Consider the following 19475-nt stretch of genomic DNA (forward strand, 5'->3'; position numbering starts at 1 on the left):
GTCGGCCGCAGACGGACGTGATGTCTGGCGCAACAGTCCGACCGCAACCAGACGTCATCGCGCTTCAGGAAATGCGGTGCAGCACAGACGAAAAGAGTCGATGTGTTCCACACGATCGGCGATTCGCACCACACTTCGCAAGATGACCATCAACGGGGGCCGGATACAGCACGGCGGGTCAAGGACAACGCCCCTGACCCGCCGTGGATTCCGTCATTCTCAGAAGACCGTGTACACCTTCAGGATGGTGTCGTGGATGTCCCAGGTGCCCGTCCACCCCTTCGGGAAGACAGCGCTGTCACCCGCCTTGATCTCCACGGCCTCGCCGCCGTCCTCGGTGGCCGTCATGCGGCCCGAGAGCACGGTGATGCTCTCGTTGGTTTCGAAGGTCCACCGCGACGGTCCGGCGGCGCACTTCCAGATGCCGACCTCGTTGATGCCTTCCCCGGTCCAGAGCTTCTTGCCTTCGGTGGCCATCGGCTCCCCCGTGGCCTCGGGCAGGGGACCCCAATCGTCGAGTTCGAGTGATGCCACGTCCCGGATGCGGACGGTGGAGAGCGCCGACTGGCTCGATGCAGTCATGTGTTTTCTCTTCTTTCTCTTTGTTGTGAATTGCAGAAGTGGGTAGAGAGCGAGCTGCTACGGGATCAGGCGCAGCGGCAATGTGTAATAGTGGCGGGAGGCGTCGGTGTTCTTGATCACCGGTTCGGAGGCAAGTTCCACGCGCGAATAGCGGGCCGCGATCCTCTCCCAGATGATCCGGATCTGGGATTGCGCCATCAACCTTCCTTGGCAGCTGTGACTTCCGAAGCTGAAGGTCAGGCTGCGGGACTGCTCCGGTGGCCGGGTGTAGTCGAACTCGAGCGGGTTGTCGAACACGTCCGGGTCGACGTTGGCAGCACCGAGAACGAGACGAAGGCTGCTGCCTGCGGGCACGTGTACGCCTCGGATGACGAGGTCTTCGCTTGTCGCCCGGGTGATTACGGGTTCGGGTGCATCGTAGCGAACCAGTTCGGTGACGAATGCGTCGTGCAACTCCGGGTGCGCACGGAAGGTCTCGAAAAGCTCTGGGCGGCGGACGAAAAGGTGCAATCCTGACGACGCCAGATAACTCGCGTCCATGTGGGGCACCTGCCAGAAGAACATCGTCGTCGCGAAGACCTCATCCGCTGTCATTTCCCCGAGGTCTTGCAGGCGCAGCAGTTCGTCGAGCAGCCCGTCGCCTGGATTGGCTCTCTTGTAATCGATCAGTTCGGCCGTGCGCCGGCGCATGTACTCGTGTCCCTTCACGCACAGATCAAAATCCTGTGGGTCGGGCATAGCGCTGAGGATGAACATCGCATCGCGCATCTGGAGCCGGAGCTCTTCGATTTCGTCGGCCGGCACCTGCAGAACCCGGCAGATCGTCCGGTGCAGCGCTTCGACGGCAAGCGCAGAACCGTCGACCAGGCCGTCGTCGCCCACCCGATCCAGAATCTCGTCCACGATCTCGACGGTGTACCCGAGCCACACTTTGATCTGCTTGGGAGTGAGCCATTTTCCGGTGATGCGTTTCAGCCTGGTGTGGTCGGGTTCATCACAACCCAGCGCCATGTCCTTGAGGACGGACCAGGCCCCGGCCTTCTCCCACTCCGGTGCGATGAGGACCGACGGAAGCCGACCGTAATGCATGATGTCCTCGTACTTGGTCAAAACATAGGTTCCATCCCAGTCCCTCGATACGGGCGCTTCGGCCAGGGCGCGGGCGTAGAAGGGGTAGGGATTGATCCGCAGCTGCGGGTCCTTCCACGGCAGGTAATCGCCGGTGACCGGAGCGTCAGTCGCCACCTCTGTCGTGGTGGCGGAATCGTTTTTCAATGCGGTCATCTGAGCATTTCCTTCGAAAAGTCAAGCGGATCAGGGGAATTGAGGTGAGTCGGCGGTGTTCAGTACTGGCCCGTGTCGGCGCGTCCGAGCGCGGCGAACGTGCCCGGTTTCGACGCTCGGAAGTAGAGCGCCAGAGCCGCACCGATGGCCAGGGAGGCGGCGAGTACCAACAAGAGGCCCAGATTCTGGCCGGGCGCTCCGCCGACCACAAGATCGAATCTGAGTACCGCCATGATGAGGACGGGCACGAGAACCACGATCGCGATAGCCGGTGCGACAAAGCATTTGAACAGATTTGCCCCGGCGGGGACACCTCGACGGGCGAACCACCCGATCACTGCGAGGCTGACCAGACCCATCAAAACCAGAACACCGACGGTCCCGAGACCGAACAACTGGGCGTCGAGACCGACACCGGCCAGGTTCCCGAGACCCAGCGGAACGAGCACCAGGGCAACGACAACGGCGACGAGCATGGATGCCCGGGCGGGCGAGTGGTGGCGCGGATGGACCCGCGCCACGAAGGCCGGCAGAGCGCGATCGACACCCAGATTGTAGATGTACCGCGAGACGACGTTATGCACCGCGATGCCGGCAGCGATCTCGGAGGTAATGATCAGCATGAACGTCAGTTGACTGAACATGGGCGCCACCAGATGACCGATTGCGTTGGAGAACATGCCCTTTGGGTCGTCGGTAGCGGCCTGGACGGCGTTGGAGCCGTACGCCGTGATCAGCAGGTAACTGGACACGATGTAGAGCGTGCCGACGGTGAGCACCGCGCCGTAGGTCGCCCTCGGGATTGTCTTGTCAGGATCACGGACTTCGTCGCGGAACAGCGCAGTGGCTTCGAAGCCGAGGAAGATCATGACCGCGAACAGGAACGCGACGCCGAAGTCACCCTCGGCGAGGGTTGGCGGGCTGATGGGGGCGGCGGAAAACCCCTCAGGCCCGCCGCCATGAGCCACCACGGCGATGTTGAAGATCAAGACGATGGCCACCTCAAACATCATCGCGACGCTCAACACCTTCGCGGAGACTTCGATGTGGAAGTAACACAGGACGCTCACGATCAACCACGAAGCGACTGCCCAGAGCCACCACGGTGTTTCGGGCCCACCCATGCTTGAGATGAGCTCGGTGGCCGTCAACCCGATGAACGCGTAGACGCCGGCGAGCATCAGGAAGTACGACGCCACCGCGAGAAAGGCCGCACCAAGGCCCGGCACCTTGCCCAGACCGGCGCTGACGAACGCATAGAACGACCCGGGCTTCGGCAGCGATTTCGCCATCGTCACATAGCCGATCGCGAACATCAGCAGCGAGAACGTCACCAGTACGAAGATCAGCGTGGCGCCGCGTCCTCCGAACATGATGGTGAAAGGGATGTAGCCGGCAACGGCGGCGATGGGCGCTGAGAATGCCAGCACGGTGAACATCAACGAGCCGACACCGATGTTGCCGGTCAGTTTGGTCTCCGTGTGGCCGCCGCGTGAGGTTGTTATCGGCGGTTCCGCCGGAAGAGTTCCTTCGGTCATGTCATGCCTTTTCTTGGGCTGGAGGATTGGTGGGGTGAGGGATCGCTGCGGTTACGCGTCAGTGGGGACCGGAACCGTCTTGAGCCAGTCGAGCGCGACCGCCGACGGGTCGAGTCCACTGCTGGCGTCGTGGTAGCCGGTGGCACCGAGCTGCGTTGCTCCGTACTCGGTCAAGGCTGCGCTCAACGTGCCGATGCCCTGGTTGTAGGTTTCGTAGCTGCTGTCACCGAGGCCGAATGCCGCGAACTTGGTGGACGACAGGTCGGGCTTGGCTGCGGTGAGCGCCGCAAAGAAGGGCTCGGTGGTTTCGGGCAGGTCGCCTTCCCCGTAGGTCGAGGTGATGACGAAAATCAGTTCTTGGTTCTGGAGATCGTCGATAGGGTAGTCCTCCATACCGAACACTTCGCCCTTGATTCCGTTGCGCTCCAACGCGCTACAGAGGTCGTCGGCCACCAACTCGGAGTTCCCGGATTCGGTTCCGAACAGGATGGTCACTGGGTTCATGGGTGTGCCTTTCGTACGTTGTCTGAACATTGCGCACTGCGACAAGGCTTTCGAAGCGGATGCGCCTCAGGGGAAGCCTGGAACCGCCAACATGTGATCGACGTCGGTGATCTTGCGACGGCAGCGGTCCGGCGGAGCGGAGCTCAGCTCGAACTCCCTCGACACTGACCCTGTCGGACATGTTCACCCTTGATGTGAGCTGGGACACGTTTCGGCGTTCAAACTAAACCCTAGACGCGACGCACGTCCAGTCTTTTGGAGAAATTACGCCGCCCGGAATGACGCGGCCAGCCCTGGAACATTTGTTTACGTCGCGGTTACACATCGGGCACCATCCGCGGTGACGAACGGTTGGTTCAACTCTCGCTCGCGATTCAAACTGCCTGATATCGAAGGCTTTTGCGTAGAGAATGGCAGAGAAGGCATCCCTGCCGGACATCAGCCGAGTGACCTTCGGGCGCGGTATCGCCGCGTTCTCGAGTCGGACCCGGGATCCAAGCCCAGGTGATCCAGCCCTTGGACTAATACGTACGAGAGTCTTATTAATGCTAACGTCACATTTGTCACACCGCCGCAACTCACCGAGTCCGGCGGTGCCGGCACACAACCGCGGAGGGTATCCATGACGCGCGCCATCAGTGCACCGACTGTCGGGGCGTGGTACCACGACCTTGCGGGGGGCTTGCGCAAACATCCCGTGCAGGAGCGCTCGAGGGCATTGATCCGGTCGGTACTGGAGGCAGCCGCCGAACTACTCGTCGAAGTGGGCTACGAAGCTGTGCTCGCGTCCCCAGCCTTGCTACTGGACCGCTCCCGGGTGAGCCGTGGGTCGTTCTACTCCTTTTTCGAATCCCCGGAACGGGTGCTCGACGAGCTTGCGTACCAGGGAGTGCGCCAATGCACGGCCTCGCTTGAGCGCGCCTTCCGCAATATGTCCGGGAACCACTGGACCGAGGTCATCGATGTCCTGATCGAGCTCTACATAACTGAGTACCGAGTTCCGTTGATCCGAGAACTCTGGGTACGCCAGCATCTGACCCAGCGAGCCCGCGAGCTCGATGATCTGGCCATCAGCGATATGGCCGTGCTGATGCTCACTGAATTCCGGTCATACGGCCCGGCATTCGATGCGTTGACCGAACTGCACTGCCGAGCGGCCCTACACGTCGTCGAACGACTTTTCCAGTACGCGTTCATCGATCGGTCCGACGGCGACCCTTCAGTCCTGGGCGAGGCACGGCGAATGCTGATCGACTACTTTGCCGGCTTCCTGCGGCACTGACAGGCACCGGCTCGGTCCACCGAACGTGACGGTGATAGACGTCATCGAACCCGCCACCGACCTTGGTGATCGTCAGCCAGCCCTTACTCTCCTCAGGCAGCTCAGATGCGTGAGTAGCCCGCGAAATAGTCAATCAGCATCCTTTTCGCTTCGGCGATGATCAGAGGGTCTCCGTTTGGTTCGTCGATGAACGCGTATTGGAAAAGTCGCTCAACGGCGTGAATCGCCACTCGGCACTGCAACTCGGTCAACGTGTCGAAAACACGGCCGAACGTCCTGAATGCGGCGAGCATCAAGACCGCCATGTCGGCAATGGCCAGGTGATCGAGTTCGCGCGCCCGTTGTGTCAGATTTTGACGAACCCACAGTTCGCGGACGAGAGGAGCACGGTGTTCCACTGTGTACTGGTCGATCAGGACATCGATGACTTCGGTCCAGTGCTTGCGGGGAATCGCGGCGAGAGCTTTGTCGAACGATTCGATGGACTGCTGCACTCCCTGGTACGCAAGCTCGTCGAGCACCCGTTCCGGGGATTCGAAAAAGGAGTAGAACGACCCACGGCTCACGCCCGAGCGGTCCAGGAGCAAAGTGGGCGATGACACCACTGCTTCGTATCCCACGTCAATGACCAACTCGGTGGCGGTGTCCAGGATGGACTGAATCATCGCCCTTGACCGCTCCTGCAACGGGCGCTTGCGTAGACCTCCAGCAAGGGGATGGTGCCATGCCCCGACCTCCGGCGAACTCTTGGCTCGCCTCATAAGCACTCCTTCGCTCTTGTCGAACGCCGACACGAAAGCCGCCGCGAGGATGGCAATCGATGCCGTCCGACGTCCCTCAGCCAATGGAAACAGTACCGCAACACGACTCCGATTCGTGTTTCCACAACAGACTGGGCAATCGCTGCCGCGGACCACGCAGATCCAGCGCGACTTCTTCGAGAACATAAACCAGGCGCGAGGCGCGTCGAATCTTGTTTCCCTGCCTCGCAGCGTGACTTTGAGTCGACATGCCTTTTGCTCAGTCAGGGACTAAGCGGCCGCGGCCACAGAAGTTGGAGCGGCGGCGACATTCGCAGCGGTGACCCATCCGACACATGCGACTTGAGTCATGTTTGCGTCGCTGACGTCACATCGAAGCCGTGTCTACCTAAACCAATGAAAGGCGCACGTTCTCAGCTGGTGCTGTCGAGCCGGCTCGTTGCACTGCGCAGGGAAGCCCTAGTCCGACCCCCTGGCCGAATGACTGGATGCTAGTCAGCTCAAGGCCGCTGGTAGGTCCCAGTCAGCACACCGCATGCGGTAACGCTGTCACGCAAAACTCTCACGAGGCCGAGTCGGGTCGTCACATCGTCGGGGACGGGCGCGCTTGTCGCGAAGAGGTAGAAGCGATAGTGATGCGTTCCATGACCGGGGATGGGACGCGGTCCTGAATACCCATATCCGAGTGCGGTTTTGAGGAAGCGCAGTCCAGGCGTGCCGGGTTGCAGCGAACCTTCGTCAATCTGGCTGAGAGTGGGATCGAGGACCGCGACGGTGTGCATCAGCGGGCGTGGCAGCGGCACGTCGTCGTCTTCGATGATGAGCACCAGGGCCCCGGTGTGCTCGGGCACGCCAGTCCACTTCAAGGGCGGCGAAACATTCTCTCCCACACCTCTTCCGGCGTACTTGACGGGCATGGCAGCGCCATCGCTGAACATGGGGCTGCGGAGTTCGATGGTCGACGCCGGTGCCAGCGCGGCCAACCGGCTGCGATGGCGGCCGGCTCGTACGGGCCGGAGGGCTATTCCGATGCGCCCGGGCAGAGCAGTCATGCGCCGCTGCCCTGTGCGGCCGCCGACACCGCCGGTGAGCGCAGCGTATCGGCGAGTTCTGCTGGGATATAACCTTGTTCGGCCAATCGAGGCAGCACACCACCGCTCGCGAGGATGTCGAGTATGAGGTCGGGAAGCTTGCCGACGGTTCCGCCGACGCCCGTGGTGTCGTTGCGCCACACCCCGGTGCGCAGGCCGAACGTGCCGGTATCGCCGTCGGCGAATGCGGCAGTGGCGCCGGGAACGGTCATGGCGGGCAGGCCGGCGTTGACCGCGTTGCGGAAGAACAGCGAGTTGAACTCCTCGGCGATCAGCGCCGCCACGCCGAGCTGGTTGAACAGCGCGGCGACCGGGCGCGACGATCCGACGCCGAAGTTCTTGCCGGCGACGACGATGTCGCCGCGCGCGACCTGGTCGGTCCAGCCGGGCCGCACTTCATAGAAGACCATCTTGGCGGCTTCGGGAACGTCGAGTTTCATGGCGTCGGGTGGGTACATGGCGTCGGTGTTGAGGCTGTCGCCGAACACCCAGACACGGCCACTCACGGTGAGATTGGCGCTCATCGGGTCACTGCCTCCCTGGCATCGGTGATATGCCCGGCCACGGCCGACGCGGCGACGGTGGCCGGTGAGGCCATGTAGATCTCGGCCTCTGTCGAGCCCATCCGTCCGGTGAAGTTGCGGGTGGACGACGTCAAGCAGACTTCACCCGGCCCGACGACGCCCATGTGGTAGCCGAAGCAGGCTCCGCACGTGGCGTTGGTGACGACGGCACCGGCGTCGGCGATGTCTTGCAGATAACCCAGACGCATGGCATCGCGATAGACCTGTTGACTGGCTGGGGTGACGATCAGCCGCACGCCGGGCGCGACCTGGCGGCCACGAAGAACATCCGCGGCGATGCGCAGATCGTCGAGTTGGCCGTTTGCGCACGACCCGATGAAAGCTTGATCGATCTTGCGTGGCTCGATCTCGTTGACGGGTTTGCCGTTTCGCGACACCGTTCCTGGACGCGCGACATAGGGAACAAGCCTCGAGAGGTCGATTGCGCGCACCGCGCTGTATGCGGCATCGGGATCGGCGTAAGTCGGCTCGTATCCGCTGATGCCGAGTTCGTGGAAGTGCTCGGCGAGGACGTCGTCGTAGGCGAACGTGGAGAAGTCGGCCGACACCTCGGCTCCCTGGGTGGCGATGGTGCGGCGATCGTTGAGCGGTATCGACGCCAGTCCCGGTCCGCCGTACTCCAGGTTGACATTGGCAGCATCGCCGTATTGGTCAGCGAGGTAGAGGAACACGTCCTTGCCGCTGACACCGGCCGGCAGGCTGCCGGTGAACTCATAGCGGATCGTCGGCGACACCTGAAACCACGTACTGCCCGTGCACAGGATCGAGTACACCTCGGCCGGCCCCAGACCTCGCGCCGCGGTGTTGTAGGCACCGCCGGCGCACGTGTGGCTGTCGGTGCACGCCAGGACCTCACCGGGGCGGGCCAATCCATTCTCTGCGATCACCTGATGACAGATGCCGTGGCGTCCGACGTCGTAGAAGCGATGAATGCCGAAGTCGGCCGCAAACTTTCGCGCTTTGGGTCCGCCGGCGGCGTCTTTGATGGTGGGTGCCGGCACCGCGTGATCCATGACGATTGCGACCTTGTCCGGATCGTTGATCTTGAGCGGCTGTATCCACATGGTGGCGAACTGCAGGTCGATCAGGACGGTCATGTCGACGTCGACGGTGACCATGTCGCCGGCGTGTACTTCGGAGATGCCGGCCTTACGTGCCAGTATCCGCTCGATCATCGTCATGGCCATGTCAAATCTCCTGTCGGGCCGGTTGATATCTCTCGCCGAGCGCGAACCACTCGGCCATGCCGACCAGGTTGAAGAAATCTTCCGGGGTGGTGGGCATCAGATCCGGGGCATCGATACCGCGCATCTGACACAGCGCGCTGAGCGCACCGAGCGTCGACGGTGCGAGAACCGCGGATGGGTGAATGGCGACCGCAAAACCCAGTTGTTGCAGACGCTGCGCGGACTGCTCGGGGGTCAGGCCGCCGAGCACCAGGTTGAGCAGTAGCGGGGCCTCGACCTCGGCGGCGATGCGTTCGATCTCGTCATCGCTCTGAGGTGCTTCGACAAAGAGAACGTCGGCCCCTTCGGCGGCGTAACGGTTGGCGCGGCGTATCGCTTCGTCCAGGCCGAGCGGCCCGCGGGCATCGGTGCGGGCGATCACCAGCATGCCGTCGTCGGTGCGCGCGTCCAGAGCGCCGGTCAGCGTGCGGACGAAGTCGTCGGCGGAGACCAGTTCCTTGTCGGGAAGATGTCCGCACCGCTTCGGGAACGCCTGATCCTCCATTTGGATTGCGGCCACGCCGGCGTCTTCGTATTCCCGCACCGTCCGGATCACGTTGATGGGCGCGCCGTAACCGGTGTCGGCGTCGGCCAGCACGGGCACGTCGCCGAGCGCACGCACAATCATTCGAGCGCGCTCGACCATCTCGGTCTGAGTCACGAGACCGATGTCGGGCAGGCCGAACCCGGACGCCGCGACACCGGCGCCGGTGAGGTAGGCCGCCACGTGACCGGTGCGCTTGACCAGATGCGCGGAAATGCCGTCGTACACGCCGGGAGCAACGATGAGCTGCCTACGGTCGAGGAGGTCGCGCAGCCGGGCGCGAGCTGTTGTGGTCATGAGTTGTCCTGTGGTTCAGTCGGTGTGCGTAGCTGGCGGATTAGGCTGCGGGCGGAGGGGCAGGCGGCGAGGTCGGCAACCGTCGCGGCGACGGTGTCCGGCAATGCATGTCGGGTGAGGCCCTCGTACTTCGTGTGGACAAGATCCCATGACAGGCTCCCGCCCGGTTCTCCCGAGGGCTTCTCGATGCGGACAGTGTGGGTTGGACCGTCGGCGGTGACGCTGAGCTCGGCGCCGGCCTCCGGAAGGGTCGGGTCGGTGGCGAGCTCGATGCGGGCGGCAAGCGCACGTACGCCGGGATCGGCGATGCGCTGGTAACTTTCCCAGCCCACGTGGCCGTCCAGCAGTGCGACGGATGCCTGGAACACCGCACTGAATTGACCGTCGACGGAGTTCTCCGGAGCCCGCTTACGTGGATCCGTTCCGCCGACGAGCTGGTTTGCGGTCGGTGAGATCGCGAGGCGAACGGTGGTTTCGGCGGGTGGGCTCGCGCCGAGCTCGGCGCGCATCTGCAGGGCGGCGTCGATGGCGCCGTGGGTGAGGCGGCATGACGGGTAGGGCTTGATGCCGGTGCCCTCCAGGATCCATACCCGGCCGAGATCTGCGGTCAGCTGTTCGGGGTGTGGTTGATCGCTGTACCCGTGCAGCAGGCCGTAGGTCCCTTCGAGCGCCGCGGCCGCACCACGCACACCGGCCTCGGCGAAAGTCGTTGCCAGGATGGCATTGTGTGCTGCCAGCCCGGGATGTAGACGCTTGTTCTCCGCGCCGTTGGCCAGATACTGCATCGACCCGGATGCCATCGATCCCGCCAGGCCGATCGCCTGCGCGACGCCGTCTGCGTCGAGACCACGCAGCCGTCCCGCACCCGCCGTCGCGCCGATCAGACCCGCTATCGCGGTGGGGTGGAAACCACGGTGGTAAGCACCGCGCCCGAGCGCCGCCCCGACGCGGCAACACACCTCGTAACCCACCGCGAGTGCGGTCAGAAGCTCTGCGCCGGTGGCATTCGTGCGTTCGGCAACCGCGAGAACCGCAGGGATCACCGCGGCGCCGGGATGCAGGCCGCCGGCGATGTGGGTGTCGTCGAAATCGAGGCTGTGCGCGTAGATCCCGTTGAGCATCGCGGCATACGGTTCCGGCCAGGGTTCGGGATCGGCGACCACCGTCGTCTCACCGCCGATGACCAGTCCGCGCAACGAGGTTCGTAGCGCATGGCTCGACTCGGCGTACCGGGATCCAGCGGCAGCTACGCCGATGAAGTCGAGCAAGCATTGGGTGAGCCGGGTGCGCGCCTGATCGGGTACATCGTCGAGCGTGGTGTGTGCGACGAAGTCGGCCAGCGTCGCGGTAGCTCCTGCGTCGGTGGTCATCAGTCCAGCGCCCGTCCCACTTCGCCGCCAAGTTGGTCCACCAACGGGGCGACGTCTTCCATGTCGGGCAGACCGAGCACGGCACGCTCGATCGCGGCGGCACGCTCGACCGGCATCACTGGCTCGACCAAGCTGTGGAACTTCGCGACAAGCTCGTCGTCGGTGACGGGGTCTCCCGGATAGCCGTGCGGCGCGATCACCGTTGCGGTGTCGGTGGTGCCATCGCTGAAAGTGAGGCTCAGGTGTGTCTGGAACCGCTCGGTCATCGGCAATTCGTCGATACCGCGGTCGAGTTCGACGTGCGTGCGATCCAGCAACTGCCACACATCGTCGGCATCGAGGCGTTGAGCGGTGAACTGCTGTGGAAGCGCGACGCCGTCCAGCAAGGTGACGGCCGCGGCGTAGCCGATGTTCATCTGCCCACCGATCGCGGTCAGCGGACGCTGCGGCTTCCACCAGCCGTGGTGGTAGATGACGTCGCCGACGCGAATGTCGATCCGGTCAATCACACGACTGCCCAGGCCTTCTCGCAGCGTGCGGGCGGCCTCGACCACGCCGTGCAGACCACCCATCACGGCCCAGGACTTCACCATGATGACCGTGGTCTCCCAGTTTTCTCCGAGTCCCCGGGTGATCGCGTCGGCGTCGATGTGATGGCCCTCGCCGTACACCGCGAGGAAGCCGCCGTAGGGCCGTTCGAGAACCTGGTCGATGCCGGTGTAGCCGGTTTCGGCGAGTGCGGCGGAGTAGAAGCCGTTGCGGGCGGCGAAGCCGTGTTGCATCCGCTTACCCATCGCCTCGTACTGAGCCGACATCAGCCCGGCGGATTGCGTGGCGGCGAAACCGACCGCATCTTCAAGCTGGGCACCGTTGAGGCCACGCAGCTTGCCGCAGGCCAGTGCGCTCGCGATCCCCCCGAAGATCGGCCCGGAATGCCATCCGCGGGAGAGCATTTCGGTGCCGCCGAGCGCGTAACCGATCCGCGGGCCGGTTTCGAACCCGGTGACCGCGGCCACCAGTAGCTCTCGACCACTCACGGGCCGATCCATCTGAGCCGCGGTCGCGAGTAGCGACGGCACCAGCAGCGACGCCGAGTGCAGGGGTGCGAGCGGGTGAAAGTCGTCGAGTTCGAAGCCTTGGATGAACGTGCTGTTGAGCAGCGTCGCCCCGACCGGTGTGGTGGTCCGGCCAGTACCGATGACCGGAACGGTGCCCGCTCCCTCGATGCCGAGCACCGCTTTGGTGGCCGCACGAGACCACGGCAACTGCGCGCCGATCAGCCCGCATCCGATGCCGTCCAACAGCAGGTGGGTCGCGCGCCGGCGCACCGGATCGGGGATGTCATCCCAACCCAGGGTGTGGACCCAGTCCACCAGCCGGCCGGTGGGGCCGTCGGGGGCGCTCGGTAATGCGGCCTGCGGTTGCGTCGACGATGCGTTCATACCGCCCATTGCAGACGCCTCGTCGGCAACAGACCAGTCAACTTGCGAGATCCGCAAGTAGCATCGGGAGATGGCTACGACAGCACTGCGCGGACTGCAGATGCTGGAGACGCTGGCCGGGATGCGACAGCCCGCGACCCTGCGTGACATCGCCGACCGCGCCGGCCTCTCCGAATCCAACGCGTTCCGAATCCTGCAAGCACTCGAGCAGGAGGGCTATCTGCACCACCTGGGCCGCTCGGGCTACCGCTTGGCAAGCCGTTCACTGGCACTGGCGACCGTCATCGGCCCGCGTCCGGCGATGTTGCGGTTGATGTATCCCGTTGTCGCGCGGCTTGCCGGAATCAGTGGCGAAGCCGCAGTGATTCACCTGCGCGCCGGGCACTTCCGGGTACTCGTGCTGGGTGTGCCCGCACGATCAGGGCCGATTCTCGATCCGGCGGGCGTCCTCGGGGAACGGACGCCGCTGGCGTCGGGAGCCAGTGGCCGGATCATCCTCGCCTATCTCACCGAAGACGAGCGTGCGGGCATCGATCTCGACGGTGTGACGCCGCAACAACTGGCAGCGATCCGCGAGCGCGGCTATGAGACGTCGCACGGGGAGAACCATCCAGGCATCAACGGGATCTCCGTGCCGCTGCTCGCCGAACCCGACGATGCGGCTTGCCCTCCGATTGCCTTGGGCGCCATGACGATTGCCGGTCCTGCCGAACGTCTTCCCGACGAGGGCCTGCTCCGCCTCGCCGGCCCGCTGATGGGCGCATGCCGGGATCTCAGCCCGCGGCTGGCCGCACTGCTCGGCCCCAATCCCGGCAGTACGATCGACGCGCTCGACCTCTAGCCCTCCCGCGAGCAGACACGTGGGTACCCAGGAATGCGCGTTCCCGGGTACCGGAGCGTCTGCTCGCCGGAAGTGGCGAGCACACTTAGGAATTCAGATACGTCACGACCGCCAGCACACGGCGATGGTGGGCCTGTGACGGCGGCAGGTCCAGTTTGGTGAAGATGCTGGTGACGTGTTTTTCGACAGCCCGCTCGGAAATCGAAAGCTTGTCCGCCAGGCCACTATTCGAATGCCCCTCGGCCATGAGGGCGAGCACTTCGCGTTCGCGCGCGGTCAGGCGGTCGAGCACGTCGACACCGCGCCGGGCGCCCATGAGTTGGCGCACGACCTCGGGATCCAGTGCCGTCCCGCCCGCTGCGACGCGTCGTACGGCATTGTCGAACTCGCCGATATCGGCGACCCGATCCTTGAGCAGATAACCCACGCCTTCCGGACGACCGGCCAACAGTTCGGCGGCGTAACGTGTTTCGACCCACTGCGAGAACAGCAGCACGCCGATGTGCGGGTGGGTGCGCCGCAGTGACACAGCCGCGACCAACCCCTCGTCGGTGTAGGTGGGTGGCATGCGGATGTCGATCACGAACACTTCGGGGCTCAACGTGTCGGCGATATCGCGGAGTTCCTCGGCGGTGGCGACCTTGGCCACCACATCGTGCCCGCGTTCCAAGAGCAGTTGGGTCAGGCCGTCGCGCAGGATCGCATTGTCCTCGGCGATTGCCAGCCGGGTCATCGCTCCGCTCCGGACGGCACCACAGCGGTCACCGTGGTGGGGCCGCCCTCCGGGCTGTCGATGTCGAGCGTTCCATCGACCATCCGCAGCCGGTCGGCCAGGCCGGTCAAGCCGGATCCGTTCGCCGGGGTGACCCCGCCGGACCCGTTGTCCGCGACCGCTATCCGCAGTTCGGTGCCATCGCTGTGCAGCCATACCGTGGCCTGGGTGGCACCGGAGTGTTTGGACACGTTCGCCAGGAGCTCGGCCACGCAGAAGTACGCCAACGTTTCCACTCCGAGCGACGGTCGCACCTTGATGTCGTCGACCAACTCCACCGGGATGGGGTTGCGGGCGGCAAGGGTCTGCACCGCGGGACCCAACCCGAGATCCAATGCGGGCGGCCGGATTCCGCGTACCAGGTCGCGTAGCTCGGTGAGGGTGTCGCGGGTGTTGGCCAGCGCGTCGGCGACCAGTTCACGCGCACGGTCGGCGCGGTCGGGCTGCGCCAACTGCTCTTCGGCGCGTGCCAGCGTCATCGCCACGGCGATGAGCCGGGCCTGAGTGCCGTCGTGCAGATCGCGTTCGACGCGGCGTAACCGCGCGGCGGCGTCGTCGACGACCTCGGCGCGGGCCTGCTCGAGCTGCGCCACCCGGCGCTCCCGGCCGGTGGACGCCAACAAGGTCTTGGCCAGCCACAGATGGGCGCGCCCGATCCAGATCATCGCCCAGCCCAGCAGGTACAGGGCGACGGCGCCGCCGACGGCCATCAACAGGTAGAGCCCCAGCGAATCGACCGGTTCGCCGAAGCTCACGACCGACTCCCCGGTGATCAGCCACAGCGCCGGCGCGGCCACGAGCACCGCCGAGATGGCGATTCCGATGAGCACGAAATAGCCGACCGGTGTCATGACGATCGCTTGGAGAGCCAGGAACCCGAGGGCACGCCAGCCGACCACGTCGGTCAGCGCGGCCGCCACCGTATGCGGCCAGCCGGCAGGGCGGACGAAGCGCTCGGGCTCGTCGATCTGGACCCCGACGATTCGGGCCAGTGCTCGGTAGAGCCGGTTCCACAACCGCCCGCTCAGCACGACCAACGCCAGCAGCGGTACCCCGATCAACGTGACGAGCAGGAGCCCGGACACCAGCCCGGTGCAGAAGAGGTACACCACACCGGCGACGGCGAGCACGCTGATCAGGACGAAGTACAGATAGGCCCGCCAGGCGGGCGCCCGCAGCGGGGTCAGCAGGATTCGGCGCCAGTCGTCATGGGTGGCCGACGGTGCCAACGCGGTTGTAGTCACGGGAACCATGGTCGCCGGACGGGGCGGCAGCCGACGAGCGTGCTGCCCGGCCAATCGGTGGTGCGGTTGTCCACACCGTCAGGCATCGAGTCGGCGCAGCAGCGCACGGGTGCGGGCCCTGGTCTCGGGTGACGCGTCGAACACCACACCGACGTATTCGTCCACGCCGTCGAGGGCCCGGATCCGTTCGGCGACGGCGGTTTCGTCGCCGATGATCGCGGCGTCCTCGGGTCCGGCGTAGCCTTCGCGGTCGAGCATCGCGCGGTAGGACGGCAGCTGGCCGTACATCGCGAATTGTTTGGCGGCCTGTGCGCGGGCGGTGTCCACGTCGTCGGTCACGCTGACCGGAAGTGCGGCCACCACGTTGACTTTCCGCCCGGCGGCGGCGTCGCGCAGCGTCGGTGCGACGTGCTCGGCCAGCGTCTTGGGTCCGGTCATCCAGGTGACGGTGCCCGCGGTGCGGCGCCCGGCGAGCTTGAGCAGCTGCGGCCCGAGCGCGGCGATGTAGACGTCAGGCGCGGCAGCGCCCGGGATCTGCAGCGCACCGCGCGTCGTGACGGTCTCGCCTGGCGCGTCGGCCGGATCACCGGCCAGCAGCGGCTGCAGCCCGTCGAGGTACTCCCGCAGCCGCCGCACCGGCTTGTCCCACGGAATGCCCCACATCCCCTCGGTGACCGCCTGGTGCGTCATGCCGAGTCCGAGGATGAACCGGCCGCCGCTGATCAGGTTGAGCGTCAGGGCGCGCTGGGCGAGCAGCATCGGATGCTGGTTCTGGATCGGGATGACCCCGCTGCCGACCTCGATCCCGTCGACCTCGCGGAACGCAACCGCCAGGACGGTCAGCAGATCGGGCTCGTAGGGCATCTGCGTCATCCACACCCGTCGGAATCCCTCGTCGCGCAACTGGGCCAGGGTCTGCACGGTGGCGTCGATCGGCGAGCGGCCGCCGGTATCGCTGAGTGAGCTGAGGATGCTGATCTGCATGTGCCCACGCTAAGCGGTGGGTTGGGCAAAAAAATAGGGCGGGTTCGGGAGGACACTTGGGGGCGTCTCAGTTCGTCTCGCGCCGCCGGTTTTTCACCCCGTAAACCGACTCTTTGGATCAGTCACTCCCGAACCCGTCGTACGGTCGATCGTACGCCTCGGGTACCCCTCAGACCAGAGGAAATTTCGACCGACGTTCATGGGGTGTTTCCTAAAGGTGGCCCCGTGTTGCCGTCGGGTCGGGGGGTCAGACGGCAACACGGAGCTACCCATGTATCGGGGCCCTAGGGACGGCCGTTACACACTTCCAAAACAAACTTTTCGAATGTTTTGTCGCCGTCTGACCGCGCGGTATCAGCCCTGGTCAGGCCTCCAGAATGGCCGCGACGCCCTGGCCGCCCGCGGCGCAGATCGAGATCAGGCCGCGAACCGGCTGCCCGGTTTCCTTCTTCTTGAGGTGCAGCTGCTTGGCGAGCTGGGCCACGATGCGGCCGCCCGTGGCCGCGAACGGATGACCGGCCGCGAGCGAGGAGCCGTTGACGTTGAGCCTGGAGCGGTCGATCGAGCCGAGCGCACTGTCGAGGCCGAGCCGTTCCTTGCAGTACTCGTCGGACTCCCAGGCCGCGAGCGTGGCGAGCACGACCGACGCGAACGCCTCATGGATCTCGTAGTAGTCGAAGTCCTGCAGGGTGAGGCCGTTGCGGGCGAGCAGGCGCGGCACCGCGTACGTCGGCGCCATCAACAGACCGTCCGGACCGTTGACGTAGTCGACGGCGGCGGTCTCGGCATCCACGAAGTAGGCCAGCGGTTCGCGCCCGTGCGCGGCCGCCCAATCCTCACTGGCCAGCAGTGCGACCGACGCGCCGTCGGTCAGCGGGGTGGAATTACCCGCGGTCATCGTGGCGTCACCGGCCTTGACCCCGAACACGGGCTTGAGCTTCGCGAGCTTTTCCGGGTTCGAGTCGGCGCGCAGGTTGTTGTCGCGGTACAGGCCCAGGAACGGTGTGACCAGATCGTCGAAGAACCCGTTGTCGTAGGCGGCGGCCATGTTGCGGTGGCTGGCCGCGGCGAGTTCGTCCTGGTCGACGCGCTTGATGCCCATCTTCTTGGCGGTGACGGCGGCGTGCTCACCCATCGACATGCCGGTGCGGGGTTCGCTGTTGACCGGAATCTCCACCCCGAGCGCCGCGGGCAGCTTGCCGACCAGCTTGAGCCGGTCGACGTTGGACTTCGCCCGACGCAGCCCGAGCAGCACGCGCCGGAGATCGTTACCGAATGCGATCGGGGCATCCGACGCGGTGTCCACGCCGCCGGCCGCCGCGACCTCGTACTGGCCGAGCGCGATGGCGTTGGCGGCCGCCGTCGCGGCCTGCAGGCCGGTACCGCAGGCCTGCTGAATGTCGTAGGCAGGCGTATAGGGCGACAAGGCGCTGCCCAGCACGCACTCGCGTATGAGATTGAAGTCCCGGCTGTGCTTGAGCACCGCGCCGCCGATGACGGCGCCAAGCCGCTCCCCGGCCAGGTCGAAGCGGTCGATCAGGCCGTCCAGCGCTGCGGTGAACATGTCCTGGTTGGAGGCATTGGCATACGCGCCGTCGGACCGCGCGAACGGAATCCGGTTGCCACCCAATACGGCAACGCGACGCCTTGTTGTGTTGTTCGCCATGTGTTTGCCTCCCACTGTCGGGTTGTCCGGGGCCATATTACCCACTGTTCTTACTCTGGAGTAAGTTCGGTATGGACAACGCAGTACTGCGAAGCGAAAGGCAGCTGAAGTGGCTTCCGACCTGTTCTCCCAAGTGCTCACCTCCGGGCCGGGATCGTTCCTGGCCAAACAGCTCGGCGTGCCGCAGCCCGAGACGCTGCGCCGCTACCGCCCCGGCGATCCGCCCCTGGCCGGTTCCTTGCTGATCGGCGGATCCGGACGCGTGGTCGAACCCATGCGTGCCGCGCTGGCCGACGACTACGACGTGGTGTCGAACAACATCGGCGGCCGCTGGGCCGATTCGTTCGGCGGCGTCGTGCTCGACGCGACCGGCATCACCGACGCCGCGGGACTCAAGGAGCTCTACACGTTCTTCACTCCCCTGCTGCGCAACCTCGGCTCATGCGCCCGGGTGGTCGTCGTCGGCACCACGCCGGATCAGACCGCGAGCGTGCACGAGCAGATCGCCCAGCGCGCGCTGGAGGGCTTCACCCGCTCGCTGGGCAAGGAGCTGCGCCGCGGCGCCACAGCCGCGCTGGTGTACCTGGCCGCCGACGCCAAGCCCGCCGCCACCGGCCTCGAGTCGACGCTGCGGTTCATCCTGTCGGCCAAGTCGGCCTACGTCGACGGGCAGGTGTTCCACGTCGGCGCCGAAGACTCCACACCGCCGGCTGACTGGGACAAGCCGCTGGCCGGCAAGGTCGCGGTCGTGACGGGCGCGGCTCGCGGCATCGGTGCGACGATCGCCGAGGTGTTCGCACGCGACGGCGCCACGGTGGTGGCCGTCGATGTCGAAGGTGCGTCCGACGATCTCCACAAGGTCGCCCACAAGGTCGGCGGCACGGCACTGACGCTCGACGTGACCGCCGACGACGCGGTCGACAAGATCACCGCTCATGTGACCGAGCACCACGGCGGCAAGGTCGACGTGCTCGTCAACAACGCAGGCATCACGCGCGACAAGCTGCTGGCCAACATGGACGAGGGCCGTTGGGACGCCGTCATCGCCGTCAATCTCCTTGCCCCGCAGCGGCTCACCGAGGGCCTGGTGGCCAACGGAACACTCGGCGAAGGCGGCCGGGTGATCGGCCTGTCGTCGATGGCAGGTATCGCGGGCAACCGCGGCCAGACCAACTACGCCACCACCAAGGCCGGCATGATCGGTCTCACCGAAGCATTGGCACCGGTGCTCGCCGAGAAGAACATCACCATCAACGCCGTCGCACCCGGATTCATCGAGACCAAGATGACCGAGGCCATCCCGCTCGCCACCCGCGAGGTCGGCCGCCGGCTCAACTCGCTGTTCCAGGGTGGACAGCCGGTCGATGTGGCCGAGACCATCGCATACTTCGCGAGCCCGGCGTCGAATGCGGTGACCGGCAACACGATCCGCGTCTGCGGCCAGGCCATGCTGGGAGCCTGAG

The 19475-nt window shown here is 65.2% G+C and carries 18 protein-coding genes; 3 read left to right on the forward strand and 15 right to left on the reverse strand.

Annotated features, from left to right (window positions below; all coding sequences use genetic code 11):
* Positions 1-219: 219 nt before the first annotated feature.
* The 4 genes from ACOI2T_RS34295 to ACOI2T_RS34310 are packed head-to-tail and all read right to left on the reverse strand — an operon-like array spanning position 220 to position 3908.
* On the reverse strand, positions 220-582 hold the full coding sequence (locus tag ACOI2T_RS34295) for a cupin domain-containing protein (protein ID WP_409502775.1): 363 nt from the start codon (positions 580-582) through the stop codon (positions 220-222).
* 57 nt (positions 583-639) lie between these two features.
* Positions 640-1866 (reverse strand): cytochrome P450, encoded by a 1227-nt coding sequence (locus tag ACOI2T_RS34300; RefSeq protein ID WP_409502776.1) that lies wholly within the window; start codon positions 1864-1866, stop codon positions 640-642.
* A gap of 59 nt (positions 1867-1925) precedes the next feature.
* A complete protein-coding gene (locus tag ACOI2T_RS34305) occupies positions 1926-3404 on the reverse strand; it encodes an APC family permease (RefSeq protein WP_409502777.1) in 1479 nt (492 codons plus the stop codon).
* Between the two features lie 51 nt (positions 3405-3455).
* Positions 3456-3908 (reverse strand): flavodoxin domain-containing protein, encoded by a 453-nt coding sequence (locus tag ACOI2T_RS34310; RefSeq protein WP_229479494.1) that lies wholly within the window; start codon positions 3906-3908, stop codon positions 3456-3458.
* A 622-nt stretch (positions 3909-4530) separates the two neighbouring features.
* On the opposite strand from ACOI2T_RS34310, the gene ACOI2T_RS34315 reads away from it, so the two are divergent.
* On the forward strand, positions 4531-5190 hold the full coding sequence (locus tag ACOI2T_RS34315) for a TetR/AcrR family transcriptional regulator (protein ID WP_409502778.1): 660 nt from the start codon (positions 4531-4533) through the stop codon (positions 5188-5190).
* Between the two features lie 101 nt (positions 5191-5291).
* On the opposite strand, the gene ACOI2T_RS34320 is transcribed toward ACOI2T_RS34315, so the two are convergent.
* The 7 genes from ACOI2T_RS34320 to ACOI2T_RS34350 all read right to left on the reverse strand — a co-directional run bounded on the left by ACOI2T_RS34320 (position 5292) and on the right by ACOI2T_RS34350 (position 12505).
* Positions 5292-5855, reverse strand: coding sequence for a TetR family transcriptional regulator (locus ACOI2T_RS34320; protein ID WP_067848258.1), 564 nt, complete (start codon positions 5853-5855; stop codon positions 5292-5294).
* A gap of 596 nt (positions 5856-6451) precedes the next feature.
* Positions 6452-7003, reverse strand: a complete 552-nt coding sequence (locus tag ACOI2T_RS34325; RefSeq protein ID WP_409502779.1) for a YbhB/YbcL family Raf kinase inhibitor-like protein — start codon at positions 7001-7003, stop codon at positions 6452-6454.
* Positions 7000-7548, reverse strand: coding sequence for a LeuD/DmdB family oxidoreductase small subunit (locus ACOI2T_RS34330; protein WP_409503069.1), 549 nt, complete (start codon positions 7546-7548; stop codon positions 7000-7002). The genes ACOI2T_RS34325 and ACOI2T_RS34330 overlap by 4 nt, the downstream gene beginning before the upstream one ends.
* Before the next feature lie 14 nt (positions 7549-7562).
* Positions 7563-8813: a 3-isopropylmalate dehydratase large subunit gene (locus ACOI2T_RS34335; RefSeq protein ID WP_409502780.1), complete on the reverse strand. Its 1251-nt coding sequence runs from the start codon at positions 8811-8813 to the stop codon at positions 7563-7565.
* A 1-nt stretch (position 8814) separates the two neighbouring features.
* Positions 8815-9693, reverse strand: coding sequence for an isocitrate lyase/PEP mutase family protein (locus ACOI2T_RS34340; RefSeq protein WP_409502781.1), 879 nt, complete (start codon positions 9691-9693; stop codon positions 8815-8817).
* Complete coding sequence (locus ACOI2T_RS34345; protein ID WP_409502782.1) at positions 9690-11063, reverse strand: MmgE/PrpD family protein; 1374 nt, start codon at positions 11061-11063, stop codon at positions 9690-9692. The genes ACOI2T_RS34340 and ACOI2T_RS34345 overlap by 4 nt, the downstream gene beginning before the upstream one ends.
* On the reverse strand, positions 11063-12505 hold the full coding sequence (locus ACOI2T_RS34350; protein WP_409502783.1) for an MmgE/PrpD family protein: 1443 nt from the start codon (positions 12503-12505) through the stop codon (positions 11063-11065). Before ACOI2T_RS34350 ends, ACOI2T_RS34345 begins: the two co-directional genes overlap by 1 nt.
* A 70-nt stretch (positions 12506-12575) precedes the next feature.
* On the opposite strand from ACOI2T_RS34350, the gene ACOI2T_RS34355 reads away from it, so the two are divergent.
* Complete coding sequence (locus tag ACOI2T_RS34355) at positions 12576-13346, forward strand: IclR family transcriptional regulator (RefSeq protein ID WP_409502784.1); 771 nt, start codon at positions 12576-12578, stop codon at positions 13344-13346.
* Between the two features lie 85 nt (positions 13347-13431).
* Here ACOI2T_RS34355 and ACOI2T_RS34360 read toward each other — a convergent pair whose 3' ends face one another.
* The 4 genes from ACOI2T_RS34360 to ACOI2T_RS34375 form a co-directional block, all read right to left on the reverse strand.
* On the reverse strand, positions 13432-14079 hold the full coding sequence (locus ACOI2T_RS34360) for a response regulator transcription factor (protein ID WP_409502785.1): 648 nt from the start codon (positions 14077-14079) through the stop codon (positions 13432-13434).
* Positions 14076-15371, reverse strand: coding sequence for a sensor histidine kinase (locus ACOI2T_RS34365; RefSeq protein WP_409502786.1), 1296 nt, complete (start codon positions 15369-15371; stop codon positions 14076-14078). The genes ACOI2T_RS34360 and ACOI2T_RS34365 overlap by 4 nt, the downstream gene beginning before the upstream one ends.
* 69 nt (positions 15372-15440) lie before the next feature.
* A complete protein-coding gene (locus ACOI2T_RS34370) occupies positions 15441-16346 on the reverse strand; it encodes a TIGR03564 family F420-dependent LLM class oxidoreductase (protein ID WP_409502787.1) in 906 nt (301 codons plus the stop codon).
* A 364-nt stretch (positions 16347-16710) separates the two neighbouring features.
* Positions 16711-18012, reverse strand: coding sequence for an acetyl-CoA C-acetyltransferase (locus ACOI2T_RS34375; protein ID WP_409502788.1), 1302 nt, complete (start codon positions 18010-18012; stop codon positions 16711-16713).
* 109 nt (positions 18013-18121) lie between these two features.
* On the opposite strand from ACOI2T_RS34375, the gene ACOI2T_RS34380 reads away from it, so the two are divergent.
* Positions 18122-19474, forward strand: a complete 1353-nt coding sequence (locus ACOI2T_RS34380; protein ID WP_409502789.1) for a 3-oxoacyl-ACP reductase — start codon at positions 18122-18124, stop codon at positions 19472-19474.
* Position 19475: the final 1 nt, after the last annotated feature.

It is taken from the genome of Mycolicibacterium wolinskyi str. Jessa 2025 (assembly GCF_049241375.1).
GTDB classification, from domain to species: Bacteria; Actinomycetota; Actinomycetes; order Mycobacteriales; family Mycobacteriaceae; genus Mycobacterium; species Mycobacterium wolinskyi.

Excerpts from the sequence above, each read along its gene's own strand:
- ACOI2T_RS34295 (WP_409502775.1), bottom strand. The coding sequence starts at position 582 with ATGACTGCATCGAGCCAGTCGGCGCTCTCCACCGTCCGCATCCGGGAC.
- ACOI2T_RS34300 (WP_409502776.1), bottom strand. The coding sequence starts at position 1,866 with ATGACCGCATTGAAAAACGATTCCGCCACCACGACAGAGGTGGCGACT.
- ACOI2T_RS34305 (WP_409502777.1), bottom strand. The coding sequence starts at position 3,404 with ATGACCGAAGGAACTCTTCCGGCGGAACCGCCGATAACAACCTCACGC.
- ACOI2T_RS34310 (WP_229479494.1), bottom strand. The coding sequence starts at position 3,908 with ATGAACCCAGTGACCATCCTGTTCGGAACCGAATCCGGGAACTCCGAG.
- ACOI2T_RS34315 (WP_409502778.1), top strand. The coding sequence starts at position 4,531 with ATGACGCGCGCCATCAGTGCACCGACTGTCGGGGCGTGGTACCACGAC.
- ACOI2T_RS34320 (WP_067848258.1), bottom strand. The coding sequence starts at position 5,855 with ATGATTCAGTCCATCCTGGACACCGCCACCGAGTTGGTCATTGACGTG.
- ACOI2T_RS34325 (WP_409502779.1), bottom strand. The coding sequence starts at position 7,003 with ATGACTGCTCTGCCCGGGCGCATCGGAATAGCCCTCCGGCCCGTACGA.
- ACOI2T_RS34335 (WP_409502780.1), bottom strand. The coding sequence starts at position 8,813 with ATGGCCATGACGATGATCGAGCGGATACTGGCACGTAAGGCCGGCATC.
- ACOI2T_RS34340 (WP_409502781.1), bottom strand. The coding sequence starts at position 9,693 with ATGACCACAACAGCTCGCGCCCGGCTGCGCGACCTCCTCGACCGTAGG.
- ACOI2T_RS34345 (WP_409502782.1), bottom strand. The coding sequence starts at position 11,063 with ATGACCACCGACGCAGGAGCTACCGCGACGCTGGCCGACTTCGTCGCA.
- ACOI2T_RS34350 (WP_409502783.1), bottom strand. The coding sequence starts at position 12,505 with ATGAACGCATCGTCGACGCAACCGCAGGCCGCATTACCGAGCGCCCCC.
- ACOI2T_RS34355 (WP_409502784.1), top strand. The coding sequence starts at position 12,576 with ATGGCTACGACAGCACTGCGCGGACTGCAGATGCTGGAGACGCTGGCC.
- ACOI2T_RS34360 (WP_409502785.1), bottom strand. The coding sequence starts at position 14,079 with ATGACCCGGCTGGCAATCGCCGAGGACAATGCGATCCTGCGCGACGGC.
- ACOI2T_RS34365 (WP_409502786.1), bottom strand. The coding sequence starts at position 15,371 with ATGGTTCCCGTGACTACAACCGCGTTGGCACCGTCGGCCACCCATGAC.
- ACOI2T_RS34370 (WP_409502787.1), bottom strand. The coding sequence starts at position 16,346 with ATGCAGATCAGCATCCTCAGCTCACTCAGCGATACCGGCGGCCGCTCG.
- ACOI2T_RS34375 (WP_409502788.1), bottom strand. The coding sequence starts at position 18,012 with ATGGCGAACAACACAACAAGGCGTCGCGTTGCCGTATTGGGTGGCAAC.